Origin of the sequence: Serratia sp. CY83965 (assembly GCF_052166375.1) — a bacterium.
Classification (GTDB): Bacteria; Pseudomonadota; Gammaproteobacteria; order Enterobacterales; family Enterobacteriaceae; genus Serratia; species Serratia marcescens.
Genome location: NZ_JBJNOV010000004.1, coordinates 373,646 through 395,232 on the forward strand (window position 1 = coordinate 373,646; position 21,587 = coordinate 395,232).

Consider the following 21,587-nt stretch of genomic DNA (forward strand, 5'->3'; position numbering starts at 1 on the left):
CGGATGAGCAAATTTTTAGACCGTTTCCGCTATTTCAAGCAGTTGGCGGAGCCTTTTTCTGGCGAGCACGGCCAGACCTTGAACACTAACCGCGACTGGGAAGACGGCTACCGCAGCCGTTGGCAGCACGACAAAGTGGTGCGTTCCACCCACGGCGTGAACTGCACCGGTTCCTGCAGTTGGAAAATCTACGTGAAGAATGGTCTGGTGACCTGGGAAACCCAGCAAACCGACTATCCGCGCACCCGTCCCGATCTGCCCAACCATGAACCGCGCGGCTGCCCGCGCGGCGCCAGTTACTCCTGGTACCTGTACAGCGCCAACCGGCTGAAATACCCGCTGATGCGCAAGCGTCTGCTCAAACTGTGGCGCGAAGCGAAAGCGCAGCACAGCGATCCGGTCACGGCCTGGGGCTCTATCGTCGGCGATGCGGAAAAAGCCAAAAGTTACAAGGTGGCGCGCGGCCGCGGCGGTTTCGTCCGCTCCAGCTGGCAAGAGGTCAATGAACTGATCGCCGCCGCCAACGTCTATACCGCTAAAACCTTCGGCCCTGACCGCATTATCGGCTTCTCGCCGATCCCGGCGATGTCGATGGTGTCCTACGCCGCCGGCGCCCGCTACCTGTCGCTGATCGGCGGCGCCTGCCTGAGCTTCTACGACTGGTATTGCGATCTGCCGCCGGCCTCGCCGATGACCTGGGGCGAGCAGACCGACGTGCCGGAATCCGCCGACTGGTACAACTCCTCCTACATTATCGCCTGGGGCTCCAACGTACCGCAGACGCGCACCCCGGACGCCCACTTCTTTACCGAAGTGCGTTACAAGGGCACCAAAACCGTGGCGGTGACGCCGGACTATGCCGAAGTCGCCAAGCTGTGCGACCACTGGTTGAATCCGAAGCAGGGCACCGACAGCGCGATGGCGCTGGCGATGGGTCACGTGATGCTGAAAGAGTTCCATCTCGATCGCGAAGTCGGCTACTTCCGCGACTATGTGCGCCGTTATACCGACATGCCGATGCTGGTGCTGCTGGAGCCGCGTGAAGGCGGCCACTACGCCGCCGGCCGCCTGCTGCGCGCCGCCGATCTGGTGGACGGATTGGGCCAGGAAAACAACCCCGAGTGGAAAACCGTCGCTATCGACAGCCGCAGCGGCGATCTGGTGGCGCCGCAGGGCTCCATCGGTTTCCGCTGGGGCGAGAAGGGCAAGTGGAACCTGGAACAGCGTGAAGGCAAGGCGCAACAGGAAGTCGAGCTGCAGCTCAGCCTGTTGGGCATGCATGACGACGTCGCCGAGGTGGGTTTCCCGTACTTCGGCGGCGCCGACAGCGAGCATTTCAACAGCGTGGCGCTGGACGAGATCCTGCTGCACAAGCTGCCGGTGAAACACCTGCGGCTGGCGGACGGCAGCGAAGCGCTGGTGACCAGCGTGTACGATCTGACGCTGGCCAATTACGGCCTGGAACGCGGGTTGGGCGACGCCAACTGCGCAGCCGACTATGACGAGGTCAAGGCTTACAGCCCGGCCTGGGCCGAGCAGATCACCGGCGTATCGCGCCACAACATCATCCGCATTGCCCGCGAGTTCGCGGAAAACGCCGAGAAGACCCACGGCCGTTCGATGATCATCGTCGGCGCCGGCGTCAACCACTGGTATCACATGGACATGACCTACCGCGGCCTGATCAATATGCTGATCTTCTGCGGTTGCGTCGGCCAGAGCGGCGGCGGCTGGGCGCACTACGTCGGCCAGGAAAAACTGCGGCCGCAAACCGGCTGGCTGCCGCTGGCGTTCGGCCTCGACTGGCAGCGCCCGCCGCGCCACATGAACAGCACCTCGTTCTTCTACAACCATTCCAGTCAATGGCGCTATGAAACCGTCGGCACCGACGAGCTGCTGTCGCCGCTGGCGGACAAGTCGCGCTTCGGCGGCAGCCTGATCGACTTTAACGTGCGCGCCGAACGCATGGGCTGGCTGCCGTCTGCGCCGCAGCTGGGCGCTAACCCGCTGCGCCTGGCGGAGCAGGCACGCGCGGCCGGCCAATCGCCGGTCGAATTTACCGTCGACAGCCTGAAGAACGGCTCGCTGGGCTTCGCCGCCGAGCAGCCGGACAATCCGCAGAACTTCCCGCGTAACCTGTTCGTCTGGCGATCCAACCTGCTGGGCTCCTCCGGCAAGGGTCATGAGTACATGCTCAAATACCTGTTGGGCACCGAAAATGGCATCCAGGGGAAAGATCTCGGCCAGCAGGGCGGCGTGATGCCGCAGGAAGTGGAATGGCGCGAGCAGGGCGGCGAAGGCAAGCTGGATCTGGTGGTGACGCTCGATTTCCGCATGTCGAGCACCTGCCTGTACTCCGACGTGGTGCTGCCGACCGCCACCTGGTACGAAAAAGACGACATGAACACCTCCGATATGCACCCGTTCATTCATCCGCTGTCGGCGGCGGTCGATCCGGCCTGGGACTCGAAGAGCGACTGGGAAATCTACAAGGGCATCGCCAAGGCCTTCTCCGAGGTGTGCGTCGGCCATCTGGGCCAGGAAACCGACGTGGTGACCCTGCCTATCCAGCACGACTCCGCCGCCGAGCTGGCGCAGCCTTACGGCGTACAGGACTGGAAGAAGGGCGAGTGCGATCTGATCCCCGGTAAAACCGCGCCGCACATCATCGCGGTGGAGCGTGATTACCCGGCCACCTACGAGCGCTTTACCTCACTGGGGCCGCTGCTGGACAAACTGGGCAACGGCGGCAAGGGCATCAGTTGGAACACCCAAACCGAGGTCGACTTCCTCAAGCAGCTTAACTACGTCAAGGCCGACGGCCCGGCGGCGGGGCGGCCGAAGATCGAGAGCGCGATAGACGCGGCGGAAGTGATCCTGTCGCTGGCGCCGGAAACCAACGGCCAGGTGGCGGTGAAAGCCTGGGAAGCCCTGAGCAACGTCACCGGCCGCGATCACCGGCATCTGGCGCTGAACAAGGAAGACGAGAAAATTCGCTTCCGCGACATTCAGGCGCAGCCGCGCAAAATCATCTCCAGCCCGACCTGGTCCGGTCTGGAGGACGAACACGTTTCCTATAACGCCTGCTACACCAACGTGCACGAGCTGATCCCGTGGCGCACCCTCAGCGGCCGTCAACAGCTGTATCAGGACCATGAGTGGATGCGCGCCTTCGGTGAAAGCCTGCTGGTATACCGGCCGCCGATCGACACCCGCGCCGCGCAGCCGCTGCTGAACAGCAAGCCGAACGGCAACAAGGAGAAGGCGCTGAACTTCCTGACGCCGCACCAGAAGTGGGGCATTCACTCCACCTACAGCGACAACCTGCTGATGCTGACGCTGTCGCGCGGCGGCCCGATCGTCTGGCTGAGCGAAGACGACGCCAAAGATCTGGGCATTGCGGACAACGACTGGATCGAGGCCTTCAACGCCAACGGCGCGCTGACGGCGCGCGCGGTGGTGAGCCAGCGTATCCCGGCCGGCATGACCATGATGTACCACGCACAGGAGCGCATTGTGAATCTGCCGGGCTCGGAGATCACTCGCCAACGCGGCGGCATCCACAACTCGGTGACTCGCGCCTGTCCGAAGCCGACCCACATGATCGGCGGCTATGCGCAGTTGGCCTACGGCTTCAACTACTACGGCACCGTCGGTTCCAACCGCGACGAGTTCGTGGTGGTGCGCAAGATGAACCGCATTGATTGGTTGGACGACGAAGGCAACGACTACGCGCAGGGCAGTCAGCAGGAGAACAGCAAATGAAAATTCGTTCGCAAGTCGGCATGGTGCTGAATCTGGACAAGTGCATCGGTTGCCACACCTGTTCGGTCACCTGCAAAAACGTCTGGACCAGCCGCGAGGGTATGGAGTACGCCTGGTTCAATAACGTGGAAAGCAAGCCCGGCGTCGGGTATCCGCACGCCTGGGAAGATCAGGAAAAATGGAAGGGCGGCTGGATCCGTAAAATCAACGGCAAGCTGGAGCCGCGCATGGGCAGCCGCGTCGGCGTATTGTCGAAAATCTTCGCCAACCCGGACGTGCCGGCGCTGGACGACTACTACGAGCCGTTCGATTACGACTACCAGCATCTGCACACCGCCAAACAGGGCAAGCACCAGCCGGTGGCGCGCCCGCGCTCGCTGATCACCGGGCAGCGCATGAACAAGATCGAAAGCGGCCCGAACTGGGAAGAGATCCTCGGCGGGGAGTTCGAAAAACGTTCGCAGGACAAGAACTTCGACAACCTGCAGAAGGCGATGTACGGCCAGTTCGAAAACACCTTCATGATGTATCTGCCGCGCCTGTGCGAACACTGCCTCAACCCGGCCTGCGTCGCCACCTGCCCGAGCGGGGCGATCTACAAGCGCGGCGAAGACGGCATCGTGCTGATCGACCAGGACAAGTGCCGCGGCTGGCGCATGTGCCTGACTGGCTGCCCGTACAAGAAAATCTATTTCAACTGGAAAAGCGGCAAGTCCGAGAAGTGCATCTTCTGTTATCCGCGTATCGAAGCCGGCCAGCCGACGGTTTGTTCGGAGACCTGCGTGGGCCGCATCCGCTATCTCGGCGTGCTGCTGTACGACGCCGATCGCATCGAGCAGGCGGCGGCGGTGGAGAACGACAAGGATCTGTACCAGAGTCAGCTCGATATTTTCCTCGATCCGCATGATCCGAAGGTGATTGCTCAGGCGCTGGCGGACGGCGTGCCGCAGGGCGTCATTGAAGCCGCTCAGCAGTCGCCGGTGTACAAAATGGCGATGGACTGGAAGCTGGCGCTGCCGCTGCACCCGGAATACCGCACGTTGCCGATGGTGTGGTACGTGCCGCCGTTGTCACCGATTCAATCGGCCGCCGACGCCGGCGAGCTGGCGCACAGCGGCGTATTGCCGGACGTCGAGAGCCTGCGCATCCCGGTGCAGTATCTGGCGAACCTGTTGACCGCCGGCGATACCGAGCCGGTGCTGCTGGCGCTGAAACGCATGCTGGCGATGCGCCACTACAAGCGGGCGGAAACCGTCGACGGCGTGGTGGACACCAGCGCGCTGGAGCAGGTCGGTCTGAGTGAAGCGCAGGCGCAGGAGATGTATCGCTACCTGGCGATCGCCAACTATGAAGATCGCTTCGTGGTGCCGTCGAGCCACCGCGAGCTGGCGCGCGAAGCCTTCCCGGAAAGCAAGGGGTGCGGCTTCAGCTTCGGCGACGGCTGCCACGGCAGCGATGGCAAGTTCAATCTGTTCAACAGCCGCCGTATCGATGCCATCGACGTGACCGCGAAAACCGCGCGGCCGGAGGATGCCTCATGATCAGCCTGAAAGTGATCGCCCGCCTGCTGGATTACCCGGAGCAGGCGCTGTTTGACCATCAGCAGGCGCTGATCGAAGCGCTGGAGCCGGCCAGCGAGCTGGATCTGCACCACAGCGCGCAGCTGATTCTGTTTATCCGCCGCCTGTGCGCGCGCCCGTTGCTGGACGCGCAGGCTGACTATTGCGAACTGTTCGATCGCGGCCGCGCCACCTCGCTGCTGCTGTTTGAGCATGTGCACGGCGAGTCGCGCGATCGCGGCCAGGCGATGGTTGACCTGATGGCGCAGTACCGCGCCGCCGGGCTGGAGATCGACAGCCGTGAGCTGCCGGACTTCCTGCCGCTGTACCTGGAGTATTTGGCCAGCCGCAGCGCGGCGCAGGCGCGGGAAGGGCTGCGGGACATCGCGCCGATCCTGGCGCTGCTGGGCGCGCGTCTGCAGCAGCGCGAAAGCCCGTACGCGGTGCTGTTTGATCTGCTGCTGGCGCTGTCCGGCAGCGAGGTGCAGGCCCAGGCGCTGGAGATGCAGGTGGCGCAAGAGGCGCGCGACGATACGCCGCAGGCGCTGGATGCGGTGTGGGAAGAGGAGCAGATCAAGTTTCTCGGCGAACAAGGCTGCGCCTCCGCCCAGCAGACGGCGCACCAGCGGCGCTTCGCCGGCGCGGTGGCGCCACAGTATCTGGACCTGACGGATGCGTTAACCGGAACCAAAGGACGCTAATCATGCAATTTTTGAATCAGTTCTTCTTCGATATCTACCCTTATCTGGCCGGCGCGGTGTTCCTGATCGGCAGCTGGCTGCGTTACGACTACGGGCAGTACAGCTGGCGCGCCGGCTCCAGCCAGATGCTGGATAAAAAGGGCATGCGGCTGGCGTCCAACCTGTTCCACATTGGCATTATCGGCATCTTCGCGGGCCACTTCCTCGGCATGCTGACGCCGCACTGGATGTATGAGGCCTTCCTGCCGATCGACGTGAAGCAGAAGCTGGCGATGATCGCCGGCGGCGCCTGTGGCCTGATGACGCTGATCGGCGGCGCGCTGTTGCTGAAGCGCCGGTTGACCAACCCGCGGGTACGCGCCACCAGCAGCTTCGCCGACATCATGATCCTGACGTTGTTGGTGGTGCAGGTGTGTCTGGGGCTGCTGACCATTCCGTTCTCCGCCCAGCATATGGACGGCAGCGAAATGATGAAGCTGGTGGCCTGGGCGCAGGCGGTAGTGACCTTCCACGCCGGCGCCTCTGCGCACCTGGCAGGGGTGGCGCTGATCTTCAAACTGCACATGGTGCTGGGGATGACGCTGTTCGTGCTGTTCCCGTTCTGCCGCCTGGTGCATATCTGGAGCGCGCCGGTAGAGTACCTGACCCGCCGTTATCAGCTGGTGCGCAACCGCCGCTGAGCCTGACCCCGCCGCCGCCGATCGCCAGCGGCGGCGCTATTCCGATAATTCCCCCGCCGTCTGCCCATTCTCGCCGCCTTGTCGTAAACTCACTATCTCAGTTATGTTACGCTTATGCTTCCGCCGACGGACGTCGGCCCGTGGTAGTCGATAACAAGAGATACCGCCTTGATGAAAGGCATTTTGGGACATAAAAACCGGGGATGATCCGCGTGGCCTTAGTGCCGTGCGGGAGAATCGCTTTATGGATAGTCAGGTTAATCAATAACAATAATGACCACACAATGTCGCTCACCCGAGCTGTTGCCTCTGAAAATCATCGCCACCGGGGCCGCATTGCCGCCCAACCGCGTGGCCTCCTCTACGCTCGACGCTCGCTTGGGGAAACCGGCCGGTTACGTTGAAAAACGCTCGGGCATCGTTTACCGCTATCACGCCGCCGACGACGCCAGCCAGGCCGAGCTCGCCGCCGCTGCGCTGCAAGATGCGCTGGCTCGCCGCGCCATTCCGGCAGACTCGATCGATCTGCTGATCTCCGCCTCGGCGATTTCGGTGCAGGCATTGCCGTGCACCGCCGCGCATATTCTCAAGGTGGCGGGGCTGGCGGCGGGCACGCCAGGCTTCGACATCAACAGCAGCTGCGTCAGCTTTATCTCTGCGCTGCAGGTGGCGGCGGGGCTGCTGAACGCCGGAACGTATCGGCGTATTGCCATCGTCTCAGCGGATCTCGCTTCACGCGGCATCGACTGGCAGCATGAAGAGTCGTCGCTGATCTTCGGCGACGGCGCCGCCTGCGCTATCGTAGAGCGCGGCGACGGCGCCAGCGGCATCCTCGCCAGCCTGGTGGAAACCTACCCCGGCGGCAGCGAACTTTGCGAGATCCGCGCCGGCGGCACGCGCCGCAACCCGCGCGCCGGCATGTGCGAGCAAGACTTCCTGTTTCATATGCAGGGCAAGCCGCTGTTCCGTCAGGCGTCGGCGCTGATAGAGGGCTACCTCGATCGGCTGCTGAGCGCCAGCGGCTTGACCCTGGCGCAGATCGCCACCGTGGTGCCGCATCAGGCCAGCCATTTGTCGCTCGAACACATGCGCAAGCGGCTGCACGTTTCGAGCGAGGCGCTGGTAGATATCTACCGCCACCACGGCAACCAGGTGGCGGCGTCCATCCCGACGGCGCTGCATGCCGCCGTGACCACCGGGCGCTTCAACCCCGGCCAGCCGGTGATGCTGATCGGCACCGCCGCGGGGCTGGCGTTGGCCGGCATGGTGTTGCTGCCATGAGGGTGCTGGTCACCGGGGCGACCAGCGGGCTGGGGCGCAACGCGGCGCAGTGGCTGCTGGAAGCCGGACATCAGGTGCGCGCCACCGGCCGCGATGAACGGGCCGGCGAAGCGTTGCGTCAGCTGGGCGCCGAGTTTTGTGCGCTCGATCTGGCGCAGGCGACGCCGCAGCAGTGCCGGCAGTTGGTGACCGACTGCGAGTGGGTGTGGCACTGCGCGGCCAAGTCTTCCCCCTGGGGCGGCAAAGCGGAGTTTCACCGCATCAACGCCGCGGCGACGGAGAAGCTGGCGGAGGCGGCGGGGCGCTGCGGCGTGCGGCGCTTCGTGCATATCTCCACGCCGGCAATCTACTTCGATTTTCAGCCGCATTACGATCTTGACGAGGGTTACCGCGCCCGGCGCTTCGCCAATCACTATGCCGCCAGCAAGCACGCCGCCGAACAACGCCTGTTGGCGCAGGCGAAGATCTATCCGCAAACCACCTACATTATGCTGCGGCCACGCGGCCTGTTTGGCCCGCACGATCGGGTGATCGTGCCGCGGCTGTTGCAGCAGCTTGAACGCGATCGCGGCGTATTGCGATTGCCCGGCGGCGGACAAGCGCTGCTGGATCTGACCTTTGCCCCCAACGTGGTGCACGCGATGGATCTGGCCAGTCGGCAGCGCGGATTGCCGTCCGGCGCCGTGTACAACATCACCAACCACCAACCGCAGCGGCTGGCGGAGATGCTGGATGCGCTGCTGCGTCAGGAGCTGGGGCTGAGTTACCGGCTGCAGGCCGTGCCCTATCCGCTGCTGCATACGCTGGCCGGCGGCATGGAGCTGTGGGCGACGCTGAGCGGCAAGGAACCGCTGCTGACGCGCTACAGCGTGGCGGCGGTGCATTTTGACATGACGCTGAACCAGACTCGTGCGATCGAAGAGTTGGGCTATCGGCCGCGTTATTCGATGGAAGAGGGCATTCGTCTGACCGGCGAGTGGCTGCGGCGGCAAGGAGGCGGACAGCATGGCTAAGGTCACCGTTTTTGAAGTGGGCTATTGCACGCATATCGGCTGCATGGCGCTGCGCGGCGCCGGGTTCCGGGTATGCAAATTCCCGGCGCGCGCCTATCTGCTGGAGGTGGGGGAGCGCCGCTGGTTGTGGGATACCGGCTACGCGCGTTATTTTCAGCAGCACACGCAGTCGGGGGTGTTCAGCCTTTATCGCCGCATGACGCCGGTCTATTTCGATCCCGCCGAGTCGCTGGCGCACCAACTGCGCGAAGCCGGTTACGCCGAGGGCGATATTCAGTCGCTGATCGTCTCGCATTTTCACGCGGACCACATCGCCGGGCTGCAGGATTTCAGCCAACTCGACTTTATTTGCTCCGGCGAAGGCTGGCGGCAAACCCGTGGATTGCGCGGTTTCGCGGCGCTGAAGCGCGCCTTTATTCCCGGCCTGATCCCGGCGGATTTCGAGAGCCGCCTGCAGTTTATGGAGGCTTTTCCCTCGGTGGCGTTGCCCGCGCTGCTGGCGCCGTTCGATCGCGGTTACGCGCTGCCGGGCAGCGAAGGGCAGATCGTGTTGGTACCGCTGCCGGGGCATGCGGCCGGCCATATCGGCGCCTTTATTCTCACCGACGCCGGCTGGACGCTGCTGGCCAGCGACGCGGCTTGGTCGCCGCAGAGTTACCAGACGCTGCGCGGGCCTTCGCGCCTGGCCAATCTGGTGATGGACGATGCGGCGGCGTACACCCGCACGCTGGAGCGGCTCAACCAGCTGTGGGCGGGCGGGCAGGTCAACATTTTGCTGTGCCACGAGGGGGATCTGTGATCCCTTTCATGACCCTTTGGCACTATTTCCGCGCCCGGCGCCTGCGCTTTGGCGATCGTGCGGCGCTGGAGGCGCATCAGGCCCGGCAGCTTGAGAGCTTTGCCCGCCGGGTGCTGAGCAAGAGCCCCTATTTTCAGCGTTTCAGCCGCCGGCCGTTCGCCGAATGGCCGCAGATGGACAAGGCGCTGATGATGGCGCAGTTCGACCGGATGAACACCGCCGGGCTGCAGCGCGATGCGGTGCTGGCCTGCGCGCAGCGCAGCGAGGCGGATCGCGATTTCACGCCGAAGATCGGGCGCTACAGCGTCGGATTGTCGTCCGGTACCTCCGGGCAGCGCGGCGTGTTTGTCGTCAGCCCGCGCGAGCAGCAGGTGTGGGCCGGCGGCATGCTGGCGAAAATGCTGCCGGACGGGCTGTTGGCCGGCGAGCGCGTTGCGCTGTTTCTGCGGGCGGACAATAATCTCTATCACAGCGTGAACAACCGTTGGCTGAGCCTGGCGTTTTACGATCTGCTTGCGCCGTTCAGCGAGCATTTGCCCGCATTGGAACGGCAGGCGCCCAGCATCATCGTGGCCCCGGCGCAGGTGCTGCGCGCCTTGGCGCTGGCGGTGCTGGCCGGGCAGGTGAAATTGCCGGTCAAAAAAGCGATCTCGGTGGCCGAGGTGTTGGAAGAGCAGGACCGCCGCCTGCTGCTGCAGGTATTTCCGGCGGTCGGCGAAGTGTATCAGGCCACCGAAGGATTTCTTGCCGCGACCTGCGCGCACGGTACGCTGCATCTGAACGAAGAGTTTTTGCATATCGAACCGCAGTGGATCGACGAACGGCGTTTTACGCCGTTGATCACCGACTTTACCCGCAGCACGCAGCCGATCGTGCGTTATCGGCTGGACGATGTACTGGTGCTGCGCAAGGAACCCTGCCCGTGCGGGCAACCGACGCGGGCGATCGCACGTATCGAGGGGCGGCGCGACGATCAGCTGATGCTGCCCGATGCGCAGCGGCAACCGCAGGCGGTGTTCGCCGATGCCTGCAGCCGAACGATCGCCAATGCGCTGCCGCTGACCAGCGATTACCGCCTGATCCAGCGCGGCGAACGGCGGTTGGAATTGATTGCCGATTGCAGCCCGGCGGCGTTGGCGCATTGTCAGGCGCAGCTGATCGCGCTGTTCGCTCGCCAGGGCATCGCCACTGAGCGCCTCGAATGGCGGCTGACGGCGCAGACGGTACTGCCGCAGTTCGATCGCAAGCGGCGGCGCATCGTTCGCCAGGCGGAGGAAACATGAAAAATACGCTGTTCAGACTAGGACACATGTTGCTCGGCTGGGGCACGGTCGGGGTGGTGTATAGCCTGACCGATCGCTTGCAGGGAGCGGGAACCTTGCTGCCGCCGTCGGCGCTTGACCGGGCGATCCCGTTCAGCCCCACGGCCATCTGGCTCTATCTCTCTTTCTTCCTCATCGTTCCGGCGGGCTATCTGCTGGCGCCGCTGCAGCGGGTCACATGGCTGACGCGGGCGATGCAGCTCACCGCGCTGGGCGCCGGGGCGGTTTATCTGCTGTGGCCGACCACCATGGCTTATCCGCAGAACGATGGCGTCGGGATCAGCGCGCAACTGCTGGCGGCGTTAACCCAGGTGGACTCGCCGCAGAACTGCCTGCCTTCGCTGCATATGGCGCTGACGGTGCTGGCGGTGTGGGCGCTGAGCGACGGCGAGCGCAAAGTGCGCACGGCGCTGTGGATGCTGTGGGGCGTGGCGATCGCGTTCTCGATTCTGCAACTGCGCCGGCATTTGTTTGTCGATTTGGCCGGCGGCGCGCTGCTGGCGCTGTTCGCCGGCTGGCTGGCCCTGCGCATGAACACCCTGCGCCGGCGCGCGGTTAAAGGAGAAGTGGGATGAGCGATCTGGCATTGCCGATAGTGTTCATGCTGTTCATCGTGGTGGCCGAGGCGGTGGCGCTGCAGTGGGGGCGTCGCGAGCCGGTCAACTGGCACGATCTGGTGTTCAACCTGAACTCCGGCCATATCATGCTGTGGCTGTTCCGCGGGCTGGAGATCACCTGCTACGGCTACGTGGCCGCGCATTTCAGCCTGGGGCTGCTGGACGCCTGGCCGCCGCTGTTGATGTGGCTGTTTGCTTTGCTGGCGTGGGACTTCGGTTTCTACTGGCTGCACCGTCTGCATCATCGTTTCCGCCTGCTGTGGGCGGTGCATGTGGTGCACCATCAGGGCGAGCATTTCAATCTGTCGCTGGGGGTGCGCAACTCCTGGTATTCGTCACTGACGTCGATCCCGTTCTTTTTGCTGCTGGCGCTGGCGGGCGTGCCATTGCCGGTGTTCGTCGCGGTCTCGATTTTTCACTACAGCATTCAGCTGTTCAATCATAACGCGCTGACGCCGAAGCTTGGCGTGCTGGAGAAAGTCCTGGTCACGCCGGCGCATCACCGAGTGCATCACGTCAAGGACATGGCCTATTCCAATAAGAATTTCGGCGGCAGCTTTATCTTCTGGGACAAGCTGTTCGGCACCTTCTGCCCGGCATTGCCGACCACGCCGTTCAGCTACGGCGTCAGCGGCGACAGGCCATCCGCCAACCCGTTCTGGGCGAGCAATCTGCCGTTCCTGCGCTATTTCCGTATGGCATGGCGCCCGGCGCCGGGCCGGCCACGCGACCGCCGTTCGGCGCTCAGCGTATTCAGCGGCGCCATGCTGCTGTTCTCGCTGGTGGTCGGTTACGTCTACCAATACGGTTACGGCTACGGCGACATCAGCTGGCCGCAAATGGCGCTGCTGGTGCTGCTGGCGTTGGGCTCGGTGGCGCTGGGCGGCATGACGGAAGGGCGATCTTGGGCGAGCGCCGTCTGGTTGCTGGTCGCGTTGGGCATGCCGCTGCTGTTTATCGGCTACCTCGGCTGGCCGCAGCGTTATTGGCATATCGCCATGGCCGCCGTGGCGTTGCATGCCCTGTGCGTCGCGCTGGGCTGGGGACGGGGGGCCGCACCGGCCGCCGTGGAGGAACCGCATGGCTGAAACATTGCCGCCGCTGCGTTTTCCCGCCGATGGCGAACAGGCATTCCACCGCGATCTCAAGCGCGCGGCGCACGCCTGCCTGGCGGGCGATCATCGCTATGCCGATGCCGCGCGATTGGCCAAGGCTGCGCTGTTGCTGGCGCTGTGTGCCGGGTTTTACGCGCTGAGCCTGCTGCAGCATCAGCCCTGGGCGTTTTTCCTCTGCTATTTCCTGTTCGTGGCCATGGGCATGCTGCTCAACGTCAACGTCAACCACGATGCTTCGCATAACGCCTTCTTGCGCGCGCCCTGGGCGAATCGCCTGGTGGGGCGACTGGTGACGCTGCCGCTGGGCGTCGATCCGGACTATTGGCGCACGCGGCACGTGGATTACCACCACGTCTACGCCAACGTCGAACACTACGATCTGGACACCGAAGAGAATGGCTTTTTCCGCCAGACGCCGTTCCAGCGCTGGCGACCGCATATGCGCTATCAGCATCTGTACTGGCCGCTGATCGCCGCGCTCTCCTTGCCTTACATCGCGTGGATTTTCGATTGGTCCGATCGGCTCGATAAAACGCCGCTGCGGGAAAAACGCGTGCTGGCGGGACGCGGCGGTTGGGCGTTGTTCGTGCTGAGCAAGTTGCTTCATGTGGCGCTGGTGCTGGTGGTGCCGCTGATCGTGGGCCACCAGCACGGCATCGGTTGGGGCTGGGTGTTGCTGGCCTATGCGGTCGGCCAGATGTGCGCCTCGCTGCTGGTGGTGTTCCTGCTGTTGGGCACCCACTGGGCGCAGGCCGAGTTTTACCCGGCGCCGACGGGTGACAGCATGCCGCAAGGCTGGTACCGGCACAATTTCGCCACCGCCTGCGACTGGCAACCCGAGCCGCACTGGCTGGAGCACCTGACCGGCGGGCTGAACTATCACCTGACGCATCACCTGTTCCCCGGCTGGAATCACCGCCACTACCCGGCGTTGGCCGCGGCGCTGGCGGAGGTGGCGCAGCGGCACGGCATGGCGTATCGCTGCATCGGCTATCGTGAATTGCTGGCGCAACAACAGCGCTTTTTGCGCCGGATGGGGCAGCCGTGAAACCGCTGCGTCCGTTAGCCTATCGGCGCGACGACAGCGGGTTGCACCGCGCGCTGATGCAGGCCGCCCAGCACTATCTGGCGGCCAACGGCGATCACCGTTTCGCCGACGGCGGCATGTTGGCGAAGGTGGCGCTGCTGCTGGCGCTGTGTGGCCTGTGTTACGGGCTGGGCCTGCAGCAGCAGAACGGCTGGGCATTTTTCGCCTGCTATTTCGGTTTTATCTTTATCGGCATGTTCCTGACGGTGAACGTGGTGCACGACGCCTCGCACAACGCGTTTTTCCGTCGGCCCTGGGCCAACCGCGGGCTGAACGCCCTGGTGAGCGTGCCGCTGGGGCTGGATCCCGACTGCTGGCGCGTGCGGCACGTGCTGTTCCATCATGCCCATAACAACATCGAACATTACGATCCCGACATCGACGCCAATGGCGTGCTGCGGCAAACGCCGTTCCAGCGCTGGCGGCCCTTTATGCGCGCGCAGCGTTACTATTGGCCGCTGGTGGCGGCGCTGACGTTCCCGTACTACATCTGGCTGTTCGATTGGCTGGACAGGGCGGGCCGCACCCGCGTGGCGGCGCGCATGGCGCAGCAGGGCGCGCGCGGCTGGTGCGCGTTTCTGGCGGGTAAGGCGGCGCACCTGATGCTGGCGCTGGCGATCCCGTTCTGGCTGCTGCCGCCGGCTATCGGCATCGGGCAAATTCTGCTGGTCTACTTGCTGAGCCAGATGCTTTCTTCCTTGCTGTTCGTGATGTTGATCATCGGCACCCACTGGGCCAAGGCCAACTTTTATCAGGCGCCGACGCAGGGCGCGATGCCGCACGGCTGGTATCACCACGTGTTCGCCACCACCTTCGACTGGCTGACCCGGCCGCGCTGGCTGGGATACTGGCTCGGCGGAGCGAACCTGCATTTGACGCATCATCTGTTTCCGCACTGGAGCCACCGCCATTACCCGGCGCTGAGCCGCATCATCGGCGAGGTGGCGCCGCGTTTCGGCATCGACTACCGCCTGCTGGAACTGGAGGAGCTGCTGCGCCTGCAGCAACGTTTCCTCAGCGCGATGGGGCGCAAGCCGCAATAGCGTTGCATGCGGATTGTGCGAGGCGTTACGCAGTTCACTAATTGAACGATATTTGGCGTTCCAGTAGACTTTCCCTCGGTGAATCAACGACCACAGGAGGTGGAGTATGCGCAGCTTGCCGATTCGGTTATCGAATAAAATTGATGATGATCTGAACGATATTGCCCGGCGTCACGGGATGGAAAAAACCGAGGTAATTAAAATGGCGTTTGCACTGATCGCCATTGCCGATAAGTACTGGATGAAACAGGATGGTACTTCTCTTGGCATTGTACGGGAGAATGGTGAACAGCTTGAAGCGGTGGGGCGGGTCGTGGAGATCTTCCCATGAACATCGAAAGCCGTAATCTGCGCGATGAGGCCAGCCAGGTTTATCTGGAGCAGGTCTTGGTCTTCGACGAAATGGAGCGACTGCGCCTGGCACGCCAGGTACTGTGCGGGATATTCGCCGTCAGCGTGGGCGTATTCGCCGCCCACGCCTATTGGGACAAAAACGAAGCGCTCGGTCAAGTGTTCGAACTGGTCAAGATCGGCGCCTTGCCGCTGGTCACGCTGGTGGTCTCTTTTTACTTTCCCAACAGCGCGTCCAGATAAGGCGCCGCGTCAATGCGACTTCATGCCCGCCGCGGTCATCAGCAGGCGGAACAGCGAGGCGACCACGAACAGCCCCAGCACGCTGGCGCTCCAGATGATCACCAGCCAACCGATGCGTTTCCACCAGGGCGCCGGAGCGGTTGCCGCCGTTTTATCTTGCATAGCGTCCTCCCTCCTCAGTGATAGCCGTGTTCATGGCTGATCTTGCCGCGGAACACGTAGTAGCTCCAGAAGGTGTAGACCAGAATGATCGGGATGATGAACAGCGCGCCCACCAGCATAAAACCGAGGCTCTGCGGCGGCGCGGCGGCGTCCCACAGGCTGATGGCCGGCGGGATCAGGTGCGGCCAGATGCTGATGCCAAGCCCGCTCAGGCCGAGGAACACCAGCAGCAGCGTCAGCATGAACGGCGAGTAGTGCGCGCCGCGTTTCACCCCGCGGTGAATGCCCCAGGCGCTGAGCAGCACCAGCAGCGGCACCGGCAGCAGCCAGAACAGGTTCGGCAGCGTAAACCAGCGGGCGGCGATTTCCGGATGGGCGATCGGCGTCCAGACACTGACCGCAGCCAGCACCAGCAACAGGATCGCCAGCAGCGGCGTCGCCAGGTGATACATGCGCGCCTGCAGATCACCGGCGGTTTTCATCACCAGCCAGGTGCAACCGAGCAGGGCGTAGGTCACCACCAGCCCCAGCCCGCAGAACAGCGCGAACGGCGTCAGCCAGTCCAGCGCGCCGCCGGCGTAGGTGCGGCCTTCGACCGGGAAGCCGTTGATCACGGCGCCTACCACCACACCCTGGCTGAAGGTGGCGAACAGTGAGCCCCAGATAAACGCCTTGTCCCAGATATGGCGCTTCTCAGGCGTCGCCTTGAAGCGAAACTCGAAGGCCACGCCGCGGAAAATCAGCCCGATCAGCATCAGCGTCAGCGGGATCGCCAGCGCGTCGAGGATCACCGAATAGGCCAGCGGGAAGGCGCCGAACAGCGCCGCGCCGCCCAGCACCAGCCAGGTCTCATTGCCGTCCCACACCGGGGCGACGGTGTTCATCATCAGATCGCGGTCGCCGCTCTCTTTCACCCACGGAAACAGGATGCCGATGCCCAGGTCGAAACCGTCCATCACCACATACATCATGGTGCTGAACACGATGATGACAAACCAAATCAGCGGAAGATCGATACCCATGTTCAGCTCCTGTCGTCCAGAGTGTCGTTGACCGCGGACAGCGGACGCGCCGGGCGGCCCTCGGTATTGTCTTCTTGGTGTTCATGCGGCTGCGGCCCTTTGCGGATCAGGCGCATCATGTAGGAATACCCCACGCCGAACACCGAGCAGTAGACGATAATGAACGCCAGCAGGCTGATGCTCATGTGCAGATCGCCGTGCGCGGAGACCGCATCCTTGGTGCGCAGCAGGCCATACACCACCCACGGCTGGCGGCCTATCTCGGTGGTGAACCAGCCCGCCAGCAGCGCCAGCAGTCCGGATGGACCCATCCACAGAATGAAGTACAGGAACGGGCGCGACTGATACAGCCCGCCGCGCCAGCGCAGCCACAGGCTCCACACCCCGGCCAGAATCATCAGCATGCCCAGCCCGACCATGATGCGGAACGACCAGAACACCACGGTGGAGTTGGGGCGGTCCTCCGGCGGGAAGGATTTGAGCGCCGGCACCTGCTCGGTCAGGCTGTGCGTCAGGATCAGGCTGCCGAGGTAGGGCACCTCCAGCTTGAAGCGGGTCTCTTCACGCTGCATGTCCGGCCAACCGACCAGGATCAGCGGCGTGGCTTCGCCCGGCGGGTTTTCCCAGTGGCCTTCGATGGCGGCGATCTTCGCCGGCTGATGTTTCAGCGTATTCAGGCCGTGCGCATCGCCGATCATCGCCTGCACCGGCGCGACGATCAGCGCCATCCACATCGCCATCGACAGCATTTTGCGCATCGCCGGGGTATCGCGGCCGCGCAGCAGATGCCAGGCGGCAGAGGCGCCGACGAAGAACGCCGAGGAGAGGAAGGCGGCGGTGGACATGTGCAACAGGCGGTACGGGAAGGACGGGTTGAAGATCACCTTCAGCCAGTCGACCGGCACCACCTGGCCATTGATGATTTCATGCCCCTGCGGCGTCTGCATCCAGCTGTTGGAGGCCAGGATCCAGAAGGTGGAGATCAGTGTGCCGAGCGCGACCATGCAGGTGGCGAAGAAGTGCAGCCCTGGGCCGACGCGGTTCCAGCCGAACAACATCACGCCGAGGAAACCGGCTTCGAGGAAGAAGGCGGTCAGCACTTCATAAGTCAGCAGCGGCCCAGTAATGCTGCCGGCAAACTCGGAGAAGAAGCTCCAGTTGGTGCCGAACTGATAGGCCATCACCAGCCCGGACACCACGCCCATGCCGAAGTTAACGGCGAAAATCTTTGACCAGAAATGGTAAAGCTCACGGTAGGCTTCATTGTGCGTTTTCAACCATAATCCTTCCAGCACCGCCAGATAGCTGGCTAAACCGATGGTGATGGCGGGGAAAATGATATGGAAAGACACGGTGAAGGCGAACTGTATTCTGGCGAGTTCCAGTGCATCAAGACCCAGCATGGCGCCTCCTAGGGTTGAACATAAATTAACCTCTTGAGTATAGCTGTCATTTTTATGTGAAAAGCTTGGCGTTAAGTTAATCACGAAGTACAGTGACTATAATAGTGACAGTTATTTTACTTTTTCATATAACAGTTAATGGTTATGACCCGATACGAGCAGCTTGCGCAGCAGATTAGAGAACAGATCCAGAACCGGGTGTGGCGGGCGGGCGACAAGCTGCCTTCGCTGCGCGAGAGCGGCAAACGCGCCGGATTGAGCCTGATGACGGTGGTGCAGTCTTATCAACTGCTGGAGAGCCAGGGGTGGATCGTCGCCCGGCCGCAGTCGGGCTACTATGTGGCGGCGCGTCCGCAGCCGCTGCCTCAGCCTTCGCGCGGCGAGAAACTGCTGCTGAGCGAGCAGGTGGACATTAACGCCTTTATTTTCGACGTGCTGCAGGCCTGCAAGGATCCGGACATCGTGCCTTTCGGTTCGGCGTTTCCCGACGCCACGCTGTTCGCCCAGCCGAAGCTGGCGCGGGCGCTGAGCAGCGTAGCGCGCAAGTTCACGCCGCACAGTTCGCTGGCCAACCTGCCGCCGGGCAACGACGCGCTGCGGCGGCACATTGCCCAACGTTATGCGCTGAGCGGCATGCAGGTTGCGCCGGACGAAATTGTCATCACCGCCGGGGCGATGGAGTCGCTCAGCCTCAGCCTGCAGGCGGTGACCCAACCGGGCGACTATGTGGCGATCGAGTCGCCGGCGTTTTACGGCGCGTTGCAGGCGCTGGAACGGCTGCGGTTGAAGGCGGTGGCGATCGCCACCCATCCGCAGGACGGCATCGATCTGGACGCGCTGCAGCAGGCGGTGGAACAGTATCCGATCAAAGCCTGCTGGTTGATGACCCACTTCCAGAACCCGCAGGGCGCCACCCTGCCGGAAGCTAACAAACAGCGTCTGGTGGCGCTGCTGCGCGAACGGCAGATCTCGCTGATCGAAGACGATGTCTACGGCGAGCTGTACTTCAGCGCCGAACGGCCGTTGCCGGCCAAGGCGCTCGACAGCGGCGGCCAAATTCTGCACTGTTCGTCGTTTTCCAAATGCCTGGCGCCGGGCTTTCGCGTCGGCTGGGTGGCGGCGGGGCGTTATGCGCAGCAGATCCAGCGTTTGCAGCTGATGAGCACCGTTTCCACCAGCGTGCCGACCCAGATGGCGCTGGCGGATTATCTGCTGCACGGCGGCTACGACACCCACCTGCGGCGGTTGCGCCGCCTGCTGGCCCAGCGCCAAAGCGCGATGCGTCAGGCGATCGCCCACCATTTCCCGCCGACGGTGAAGGTCAGCCAGCCCGACGGCGGTTACTTCCTGTGGCTGGAGCTCGATCCGGCGCTGTCGTCGATGGAGCTGTACCGGCGGGCCCTTTCCCGGGGCATCAGCATCGCGCCGGGGCGCATGTTCACCACCGGCGACCATTTCAACCACTGCTTCCGTCTCAACGCCTCTTTTGAATGGAATGACCGCTTTGAAGAGGCGATAAAAACCTTAGCCAAACTTATCCGGGGGCTGGCGGCGGCCGGCTGAACCGCATTTTTCCCGCCGCTTCGCCCCAGAAAAATTCATAATGCTTTTTTCGGCAATGGAATGCCGGTTTCGTTGTTAGACAGCCCTCCAGCCGCCCATTACTCTGCGATAAATTTTGTCACATTTTTATCAACGGGTAGACGAGGGGCAGTGGGTGAGTAGAATAAAAAACAAGCTAAACAAACTGTTGCGTTATCGGTTGACGCCGCTGGCGTTGATCTGCGCGCTGGGATTGAGCGCCGGCGCGCAGGCGGAAACGCTGGCCGAAGGCATCACGCCGGCCAGCGACGTCAGCCGGGTGCCGGCCGCCGCCAAGCTGCGCAAAGACACCGTGGTGGCGGGCATCTCGGAACCGCAGGGGATTTTCAACCCGTATCTGTTCACCAACGGCTGGGACGAGAACGTGACCGACGTGATCTTCAGCCGCCTGATCGGCCTGGACAGCCAGGGCAAGCCGGAAGGGCGCCTGGCGGAATCCTGGCAGGTCAGCCCCGATAATCTGACCTATACCATCAAGCTGCGGCCGAATCTGGTCTACAGCGACGGCTCGCCGCTGAAAGCCGACGATATCGCCTTTACCCTGACGCTGCTGCACGATCCGGCCTATGACGGCGACACCGATATCACGCCGGCGCACATCCAGGGCGGCGCCGAGTATAAAAACGGTACCGCCGCCGGCATCAGCGGGCTGAAGGTGATCGACGATCGCACCATTCAGATCGTCACCACCCAACCGGGCGCGACCACGTTGCAACTGATTGGCGGGCCGGTATTGTCGCGGGCTTACTACGGCAAAGACTATCAGCGCGGCAAGCTCGACAGCGTGCGCGCTTTCAACGGCAAGCCGCTCGGCAACGGCCCCTATATTTACGACAAGTACGTGCCGGGGCAGGAGATCCGCTTCCACGCCAACCCGAACTTCTACCTCGGCCCGCCGCCGATGGCGCGCTTTATCTACCGCGTCACCAACCCGGCCACCAACTTCCAGCTGTTCCAGACCGGTGAGACCGACTACGACGCCTTTACCGCCAAGCCGGACGATATCGAACAGCTCAAGCTGCTCGGCTTCGCCAATATCAACCTTTACAGCTCAAGCGATTACAGCCGCGTTGATTTCAACCTCAGACGCCCGGCGCTGCAGGACAAGCGGGTGCGTCAGGCGCTGATTTACGGCCTGGATCGGCAAAAATTGATCGCCGTGGTGTACCAAGGGTATGGCAAGGTCGCCAACCAGCCGATTTCGCCGATTTCCTGGGCTTACGACGCCAACGGCATCAATCCTTACGCTTACGATCTCGATAAGGCCAAAAAGCTGTTGGACGAGGCTGGCTGGCAGGTGGGCGCTGACGGCATCCGGCAGAAAGACGGTAAAAAGCTGGAGCTGACGCTGCTGGTGACCAAAAAGCTGATCAACGACGCGCTGGTGCCGATCGCCAAGGATAACTACCGCCGGCTCGGTGTGGTGCTGAAACCGCAGGTATTGGATTTCAACGCGCTGCTGGCGCAGCGCAAGGCGGGCAATTACGACCTGGCGTCCCTCAGCACCAGTACGCTGAACGATCCGCACGACGGCGTGCGCGATTTCATCAGCCGCGAGAGCGAGACCGGCTACCATAACCCACAGGTGGATGCGCTGATCGCCAGGGCCAACGCCACGCTGGATATCGCCCAGCGCAAGCCGCTGTACCACCAGTTGTATCAGGCGCTGTCGGACGATCCGCCGGTGATCCTGCTCGGCAACCGCGAGATTTTGAGCGCCAGCAGCGCGCGCGTCACCGGCTTTAAACCGGATATCTATAACGGATTGGTCGGCAGCCTGCCGAACGTCAAACCGGCGCCGTAACGCCCTGACGCCGCCGCG

General features: G+C 63.1%; 19 protein-coding genes. 16 read left to right on the forward strand and 3 right to left on the reverse strand.

Annotated features, from left to right (window positions below; all coding sequences use genetic code 11):
• The first annotated feature begins 3 nt into the window (after positions 1-3).
• The 14 genes from ACJ8PL_RS12620 to ACJ8PL_RS12685 all read left to right on the forward strand — a co-directional run bounded on the left by ACJ8PL_RS12620 (position 4) and on the right by ACJ8PL_RS12685 (position 15,576).
• Entirely contained in the window at positions 4-3,765 is a 3,762-nt protein-coding gene (locus ACJ8PL_RS12620; protein ID WP_442531195.1) for a nitrate reductase subunit alpha, read from the forward strand.
• Positions 3,762-5,306, forward strand: coding sequence for a nitrate reductase subunit beta (gene narH / locus ACJ8PL_RS12625; RefSeq protein ID WP_016927361.1), 1,545 nt, complete (start codon positions 3,762-3,764; stop codon positions 5,304-5,306). Before ACJ8PL_RS12620 ends, narH begins: the two co-directional genes overlap by 4 nt.
• Entirely contained in the window at positions 5,303-6,025 is a 723-nt protein-coding gene (gene narJ / locus ACJ8PL_RS12630) for a nitrate reductase molybdenum cofactor assembly chaperone (protein ID WP_079451502.1), read from the forward strand. The genes narH and narJ overlap by 4 nt, the downstream gene beginning before the upstream one ends.
• 2 nt (positions 6,026-6,027) lie before the next feature.
• A complete protein-coding gene (gene narI, locus ACJ8PL_RS12635) occupies positions 6,028-6,705 on the forward strand; it encodes a respiratory nitrate reductase subunit gamma (protein ID WP_016927363.1) in 678 nt (225 codons plus the stop codon).
• A 273-nt stretch (positions 6,706-6,978) separates the two neighbouring features.
• Positions 6,979-7,986: a 3-oxoacyl-[acyl-carrier-protein] synthase III C-terminal domain-containing protein gene (locus tag ACJ8PL_RS12640; protein WP_016927364.1), complete on the forward strand. Its 1,008-nt coding sequence runs from the start codon at positions 6,979-6,981 to the stop codon at positions 7,984-7,986.
• Positions 7,983-8,999, forward strand: coding sequence for an NAD-dependent epimerase/dehydratase family protein (locus ACJ8PL_RS12645; RefSeq protein WP_016927365.1), 1,017 nt, complete (start codon positions 7,983-7,985; stop codon positions 8,997-8,999). Before ACJ8PL_RS12640 ends, ACJ8PL_RS12645 begins: the two co-directional genes overlap by 4 nt.
• Positions 8,992-9,798, forward strand: a complete 807-nt coding sequence (locus tag ACJ8PL_RS12650) for an MBL fold metallo-hydrolase (RefSeq protein ID WP_442531196.1) — start codon at positions 8,992-8,994, stop codon at positions 9,796-9,798. Before ACJ8PL_RS12645 ends, ACJ8PL_RS12650 begins: the two co-directional genes overlap by 8 nt.
• Entirely contained in the window at positions 9,795-11,081 is a 1,287-nt protein-coding gene (locus ACJ8PL_RS12655; protein ID WP_033640061.1) for a F390 synthetase-related protein, read from the forward strand. The genes ACJ8PL_RS12650 and ACJ8PL_RS12655 overlap by 4 nt, the downstream gene beginning before the upstream one ends.
• Entirely contained in the window at positions 11,078-11,695 is a 618-nt protein-coding gene (locus tag ACJ8PL_RS12660) for a phosphatase PAP2 family protein (RefSeq protein ID WP_049299154.1), read from the forward strand. The genes ACJ8PL_RS12655 and ACJ8PL_RS12660 overlap by 4 nt, the downstream gene beginning before the upstream one ends.
• Positions 11,692-12,825, forward strand: coding sequence for a sterol desaturase family protein (locus ACJ8PL_RS12665; protein WP_117286725.1), 1,134 nt, complete (start codon positions 11,692-11,694; stop codon positions 12,823-12,825). The genes ACJ8PL_RS12660 and ACJ8PL_RS12665 overlap by 4 nt, the downstream gene beginning before the upstream one ends.
• The gene (locus ACJ8PL_RS12670) at positions 12,818-13,900 is read left to right on the forward strand and encodes a fatty acid desaturase family protein (RefSeq protein WP_016927370.1); all 1,083 of its coding nucleotides are present in this window, start codon (positions 12,818-12,820) and stop codon (positions 13,898-13,900) included. Before ACJ8PL_RS12665 ends, ACJ8PL_RS12670 begins: the two co-directional genes overlap by 8 nt.
• Positions 13,897-14,982 carry a fatty acid desaturase family protein gene (locus tag ACJ8PL_RS12675; protein ID WP_318669756.1) on the forward strand — a complete coding sequence of 362 codons (1,086 nt, stop codon included), beginning with the start codon at positions 13,897-13,899 and terminating at the stop codon, positions 14,980-14,982. Before ACJ8PL_RS12670 ends, ACJ8PL_RS12675 begins: the two co-directional genes overlap by 4 nt.
• Positions 14,983-15,088: 106 nt before the next feature.
• On the forward strand, positions 15,089-15,313 hold the full coding sequence (locus ACJ8PL_RS12680; RefSeq protein ID WP_016927372.1) for a hypothetical protein: 225 nt from the start codon (positions 15,089-15,091) through the stop codon (positions 15,311-15,313).
• Positions 15,310-15,576, forward strand: coding sequence for a hypothetical protein (locus tag ACJ8PL_RS12685; protein WP_033650914.1), 267 nt, complete (start codon positions 15,310-15,312; stop codon positions 15,574-15,576). The genes ACJ8PL_RS12680 and ACJ8PL_RS12685 overlap by 4 nt, the downstream gene beginning before the upstream one ends.
• 9 nt (positions 15,577-15,585) lie before the next feature.
• Here the strand turns inward: ACJ8PL_RS12685 and ACJ8PL_RS12690 are convergent, their stop codons facing one another.
• The 3 genes from ACJ8PL_RS12690 to ACJ8PL_RS12700 are packed head-to-tail and all read right to left on the reverse strand — an operon-like array spanning position 15,586 to position 18,163.
• Positions 15,586-15,738: a DUF2474 domain-containing protein gene (locus ACJ8PL_RS12690; RefSeq protein ID WP_016927374.1), complete on the reverse strand. Its 153-nt coding sequence runs from the start codon at positions 15,736-15,738 to the stop codon at positions 15,586-15,588.
• Between the two features lie 14 nt (positions 15,739-15,752).
• Entirely contained in the window at positions 15,753-16,760 is a 1,008-nt protein-coding gene (cydB, locus tag ACJ8PL_RS12695) for a cytochrome d ubiquinol oxidase subunit II (RefSeq protein ID WP_016927375.1), read from the reverse strand.
• A gap of 2 nt (positions 16,761-16,762) precedes the next feature.
• Positions 16,763-18,163: a cytochrome ubiquinol oxidase subunit I gene (locus ACJ8PL_RS12700; protein ID WP_016927376.1), complete on the reverse strand. Its 1,401-nt coding sequence runs from the start codon at positions 18,161-18,163 to the stop codon at positions 16,763-16,765.
• A 144-nt stretch (positions 18,164-18,307) separates the two neighbouring features.
• Between ACJ8PL_RS12700 and ACJ8PL_RS12705 the strand changes: the two genes are divergently transcribed.
• Both ACJ8PL_RS12705 and ACJ8PL_RS12710 read left to right on the forward strand, forming a co-directional pair.
• A complete protein-coding gene (locus ACJ8PL_RS12705; RefSeq protein WP_004934613.1) occupies positions 18,308-19,726 on the forward strand; it encodes an aminotransferase-like domain-containing protein in 1,419 nt (472 codons plus the stop codon).
• Positions 19,727-19,913: 187 nt separating this feature from the next.
• Positions 19,914-21,569, forward strand: a complete 1,656-nt coding sequence (locus tag ACJ8PL_RS12710) for an ABC transporter substrate-binding protein (RefSeq protein WP_016927378.1) — start codon at positions 19,914-19,916, stop codon at positions 21,567-21,569.
• Positions 21,570-21,587 lie beyond the last annotated feature (18 nt).

Excerpts from the sequence above, each read along its gene's own strand:
- ACJ8PL_RS12620 (WP_442531195.1), top strand. The coding sequence starts at position 4 with ATGAGCAAATTTTTAGACCGTTTCCGCTATTTCAAGCAGTTGGCGGAG.
- narH (WP_016927361.1), top strand. The coding sequence starts at position 3,762 with ATGAAAATTCGTTCGCAAGTCGGCATGGTGCTGAATCTGGACAAGTGC.
- narJ (WP_079451502.1), top strand. The coding sequence starts at position 5,303 with ATGATCAGCCTGAAAGTGATCGCCCGCCTGCTGGATTACCCGGAGCAG.
- narI (WP_016927363.1), top strand. The coding sequence starts at position 6,028 with ATGCAATTTTTGAATCAGTTCTTCTTCGATATCTACCCTTATCTGGCC.
- ACJ8PL_RS12640 (WP_016927364.1), top strand. The coding sequence starts at position 6,979 with ATGACCACACAATGTCGCTCACCCGAGCTGTTGCCTCTGAAAATCATC.
- ACJ8PL_RS12645 (WP_016927365.1), top strand. The coding sequence starts at position 7,983 with ATGAGGGTGCTGGTCACCGGGGCGACCAGCGGGCTGGGGCGCAACGCG.
- ACJ8PL_RS12650 (WP_442531196.1), top strand. The coding sequence starts at position 8,992 with ATGGCTAAGGTCACCGTTTTTGAAGTGGGCTATTGCACGCATATCGGC.
- ACJ8PL_RS12660 (WP_049299154.1), top strand. The coding sequence starts at position 11,078 with ATGAAAAATACGCTGTTCAGACTAGGACACATGTTGCTCGGCTGGGGC.
- ACJ8PL_RS12665 (WP_117286725.1), top strand. The coding sequence starts at position 11,692 with ATGAGCGATCTGGCATTGCCGATAGTGTTCATGCTGTTCATCGTGGTG.
- ACJ8PL_RS12670 (WP_016927370.1), top strand. The coding sequence starts at position 12,818 with ATGGCTGAAACATTGCCGCCGCTGCGTTTTCCCGCCGATGGCGAACAG.
- ACJ8PL_RS12680 (WP_016927372.1), top strand. The coding sequence starts at position 15,089 with ATGCGCAGCTTGCCGATTCGGTTATCGAATAAAATTGATGATGATCTG.
- ACJ8PL_RS12685 (WP_033650914.1), top strand. The coding sequence starts at position 15,310 with ATGAACATCGAAAGCCGTAATCTGCGCGATGAGGCCAGCCAGGTTTAT.
- ACJ8PL_RS12690 (WP_016927374.1), bottom strand. The coding sequence starts at position 15,738 with ATGCAAGATAAAACGGCGGCAACCGCTCCGGCGCCCTGGTGGAAACGC.
- cydB (WP_016927375.1), bottom strand. The coding sequence starts at position 16,760 with ATGGGTATCGATCTTCCGCTGATTTGGTTTGTCATCATCGTGTTCAGC.
- ACJ8PL_RS12700 (WP_016927376.1), bottom strand. The coding sequence starts at position 18,163 with ATGCTGGGTCTTGATGCACTGGAACTCGCCAGAATACAGTTCGCCTTC.
- ACJ8PL_RS12705 (WP_004934613.1), top strand. The coding sequence starts at position 18,308 with ATGACCCGATACGAGCAGCTTGCGCAGCAGATTAGAGAACAGATCCAG.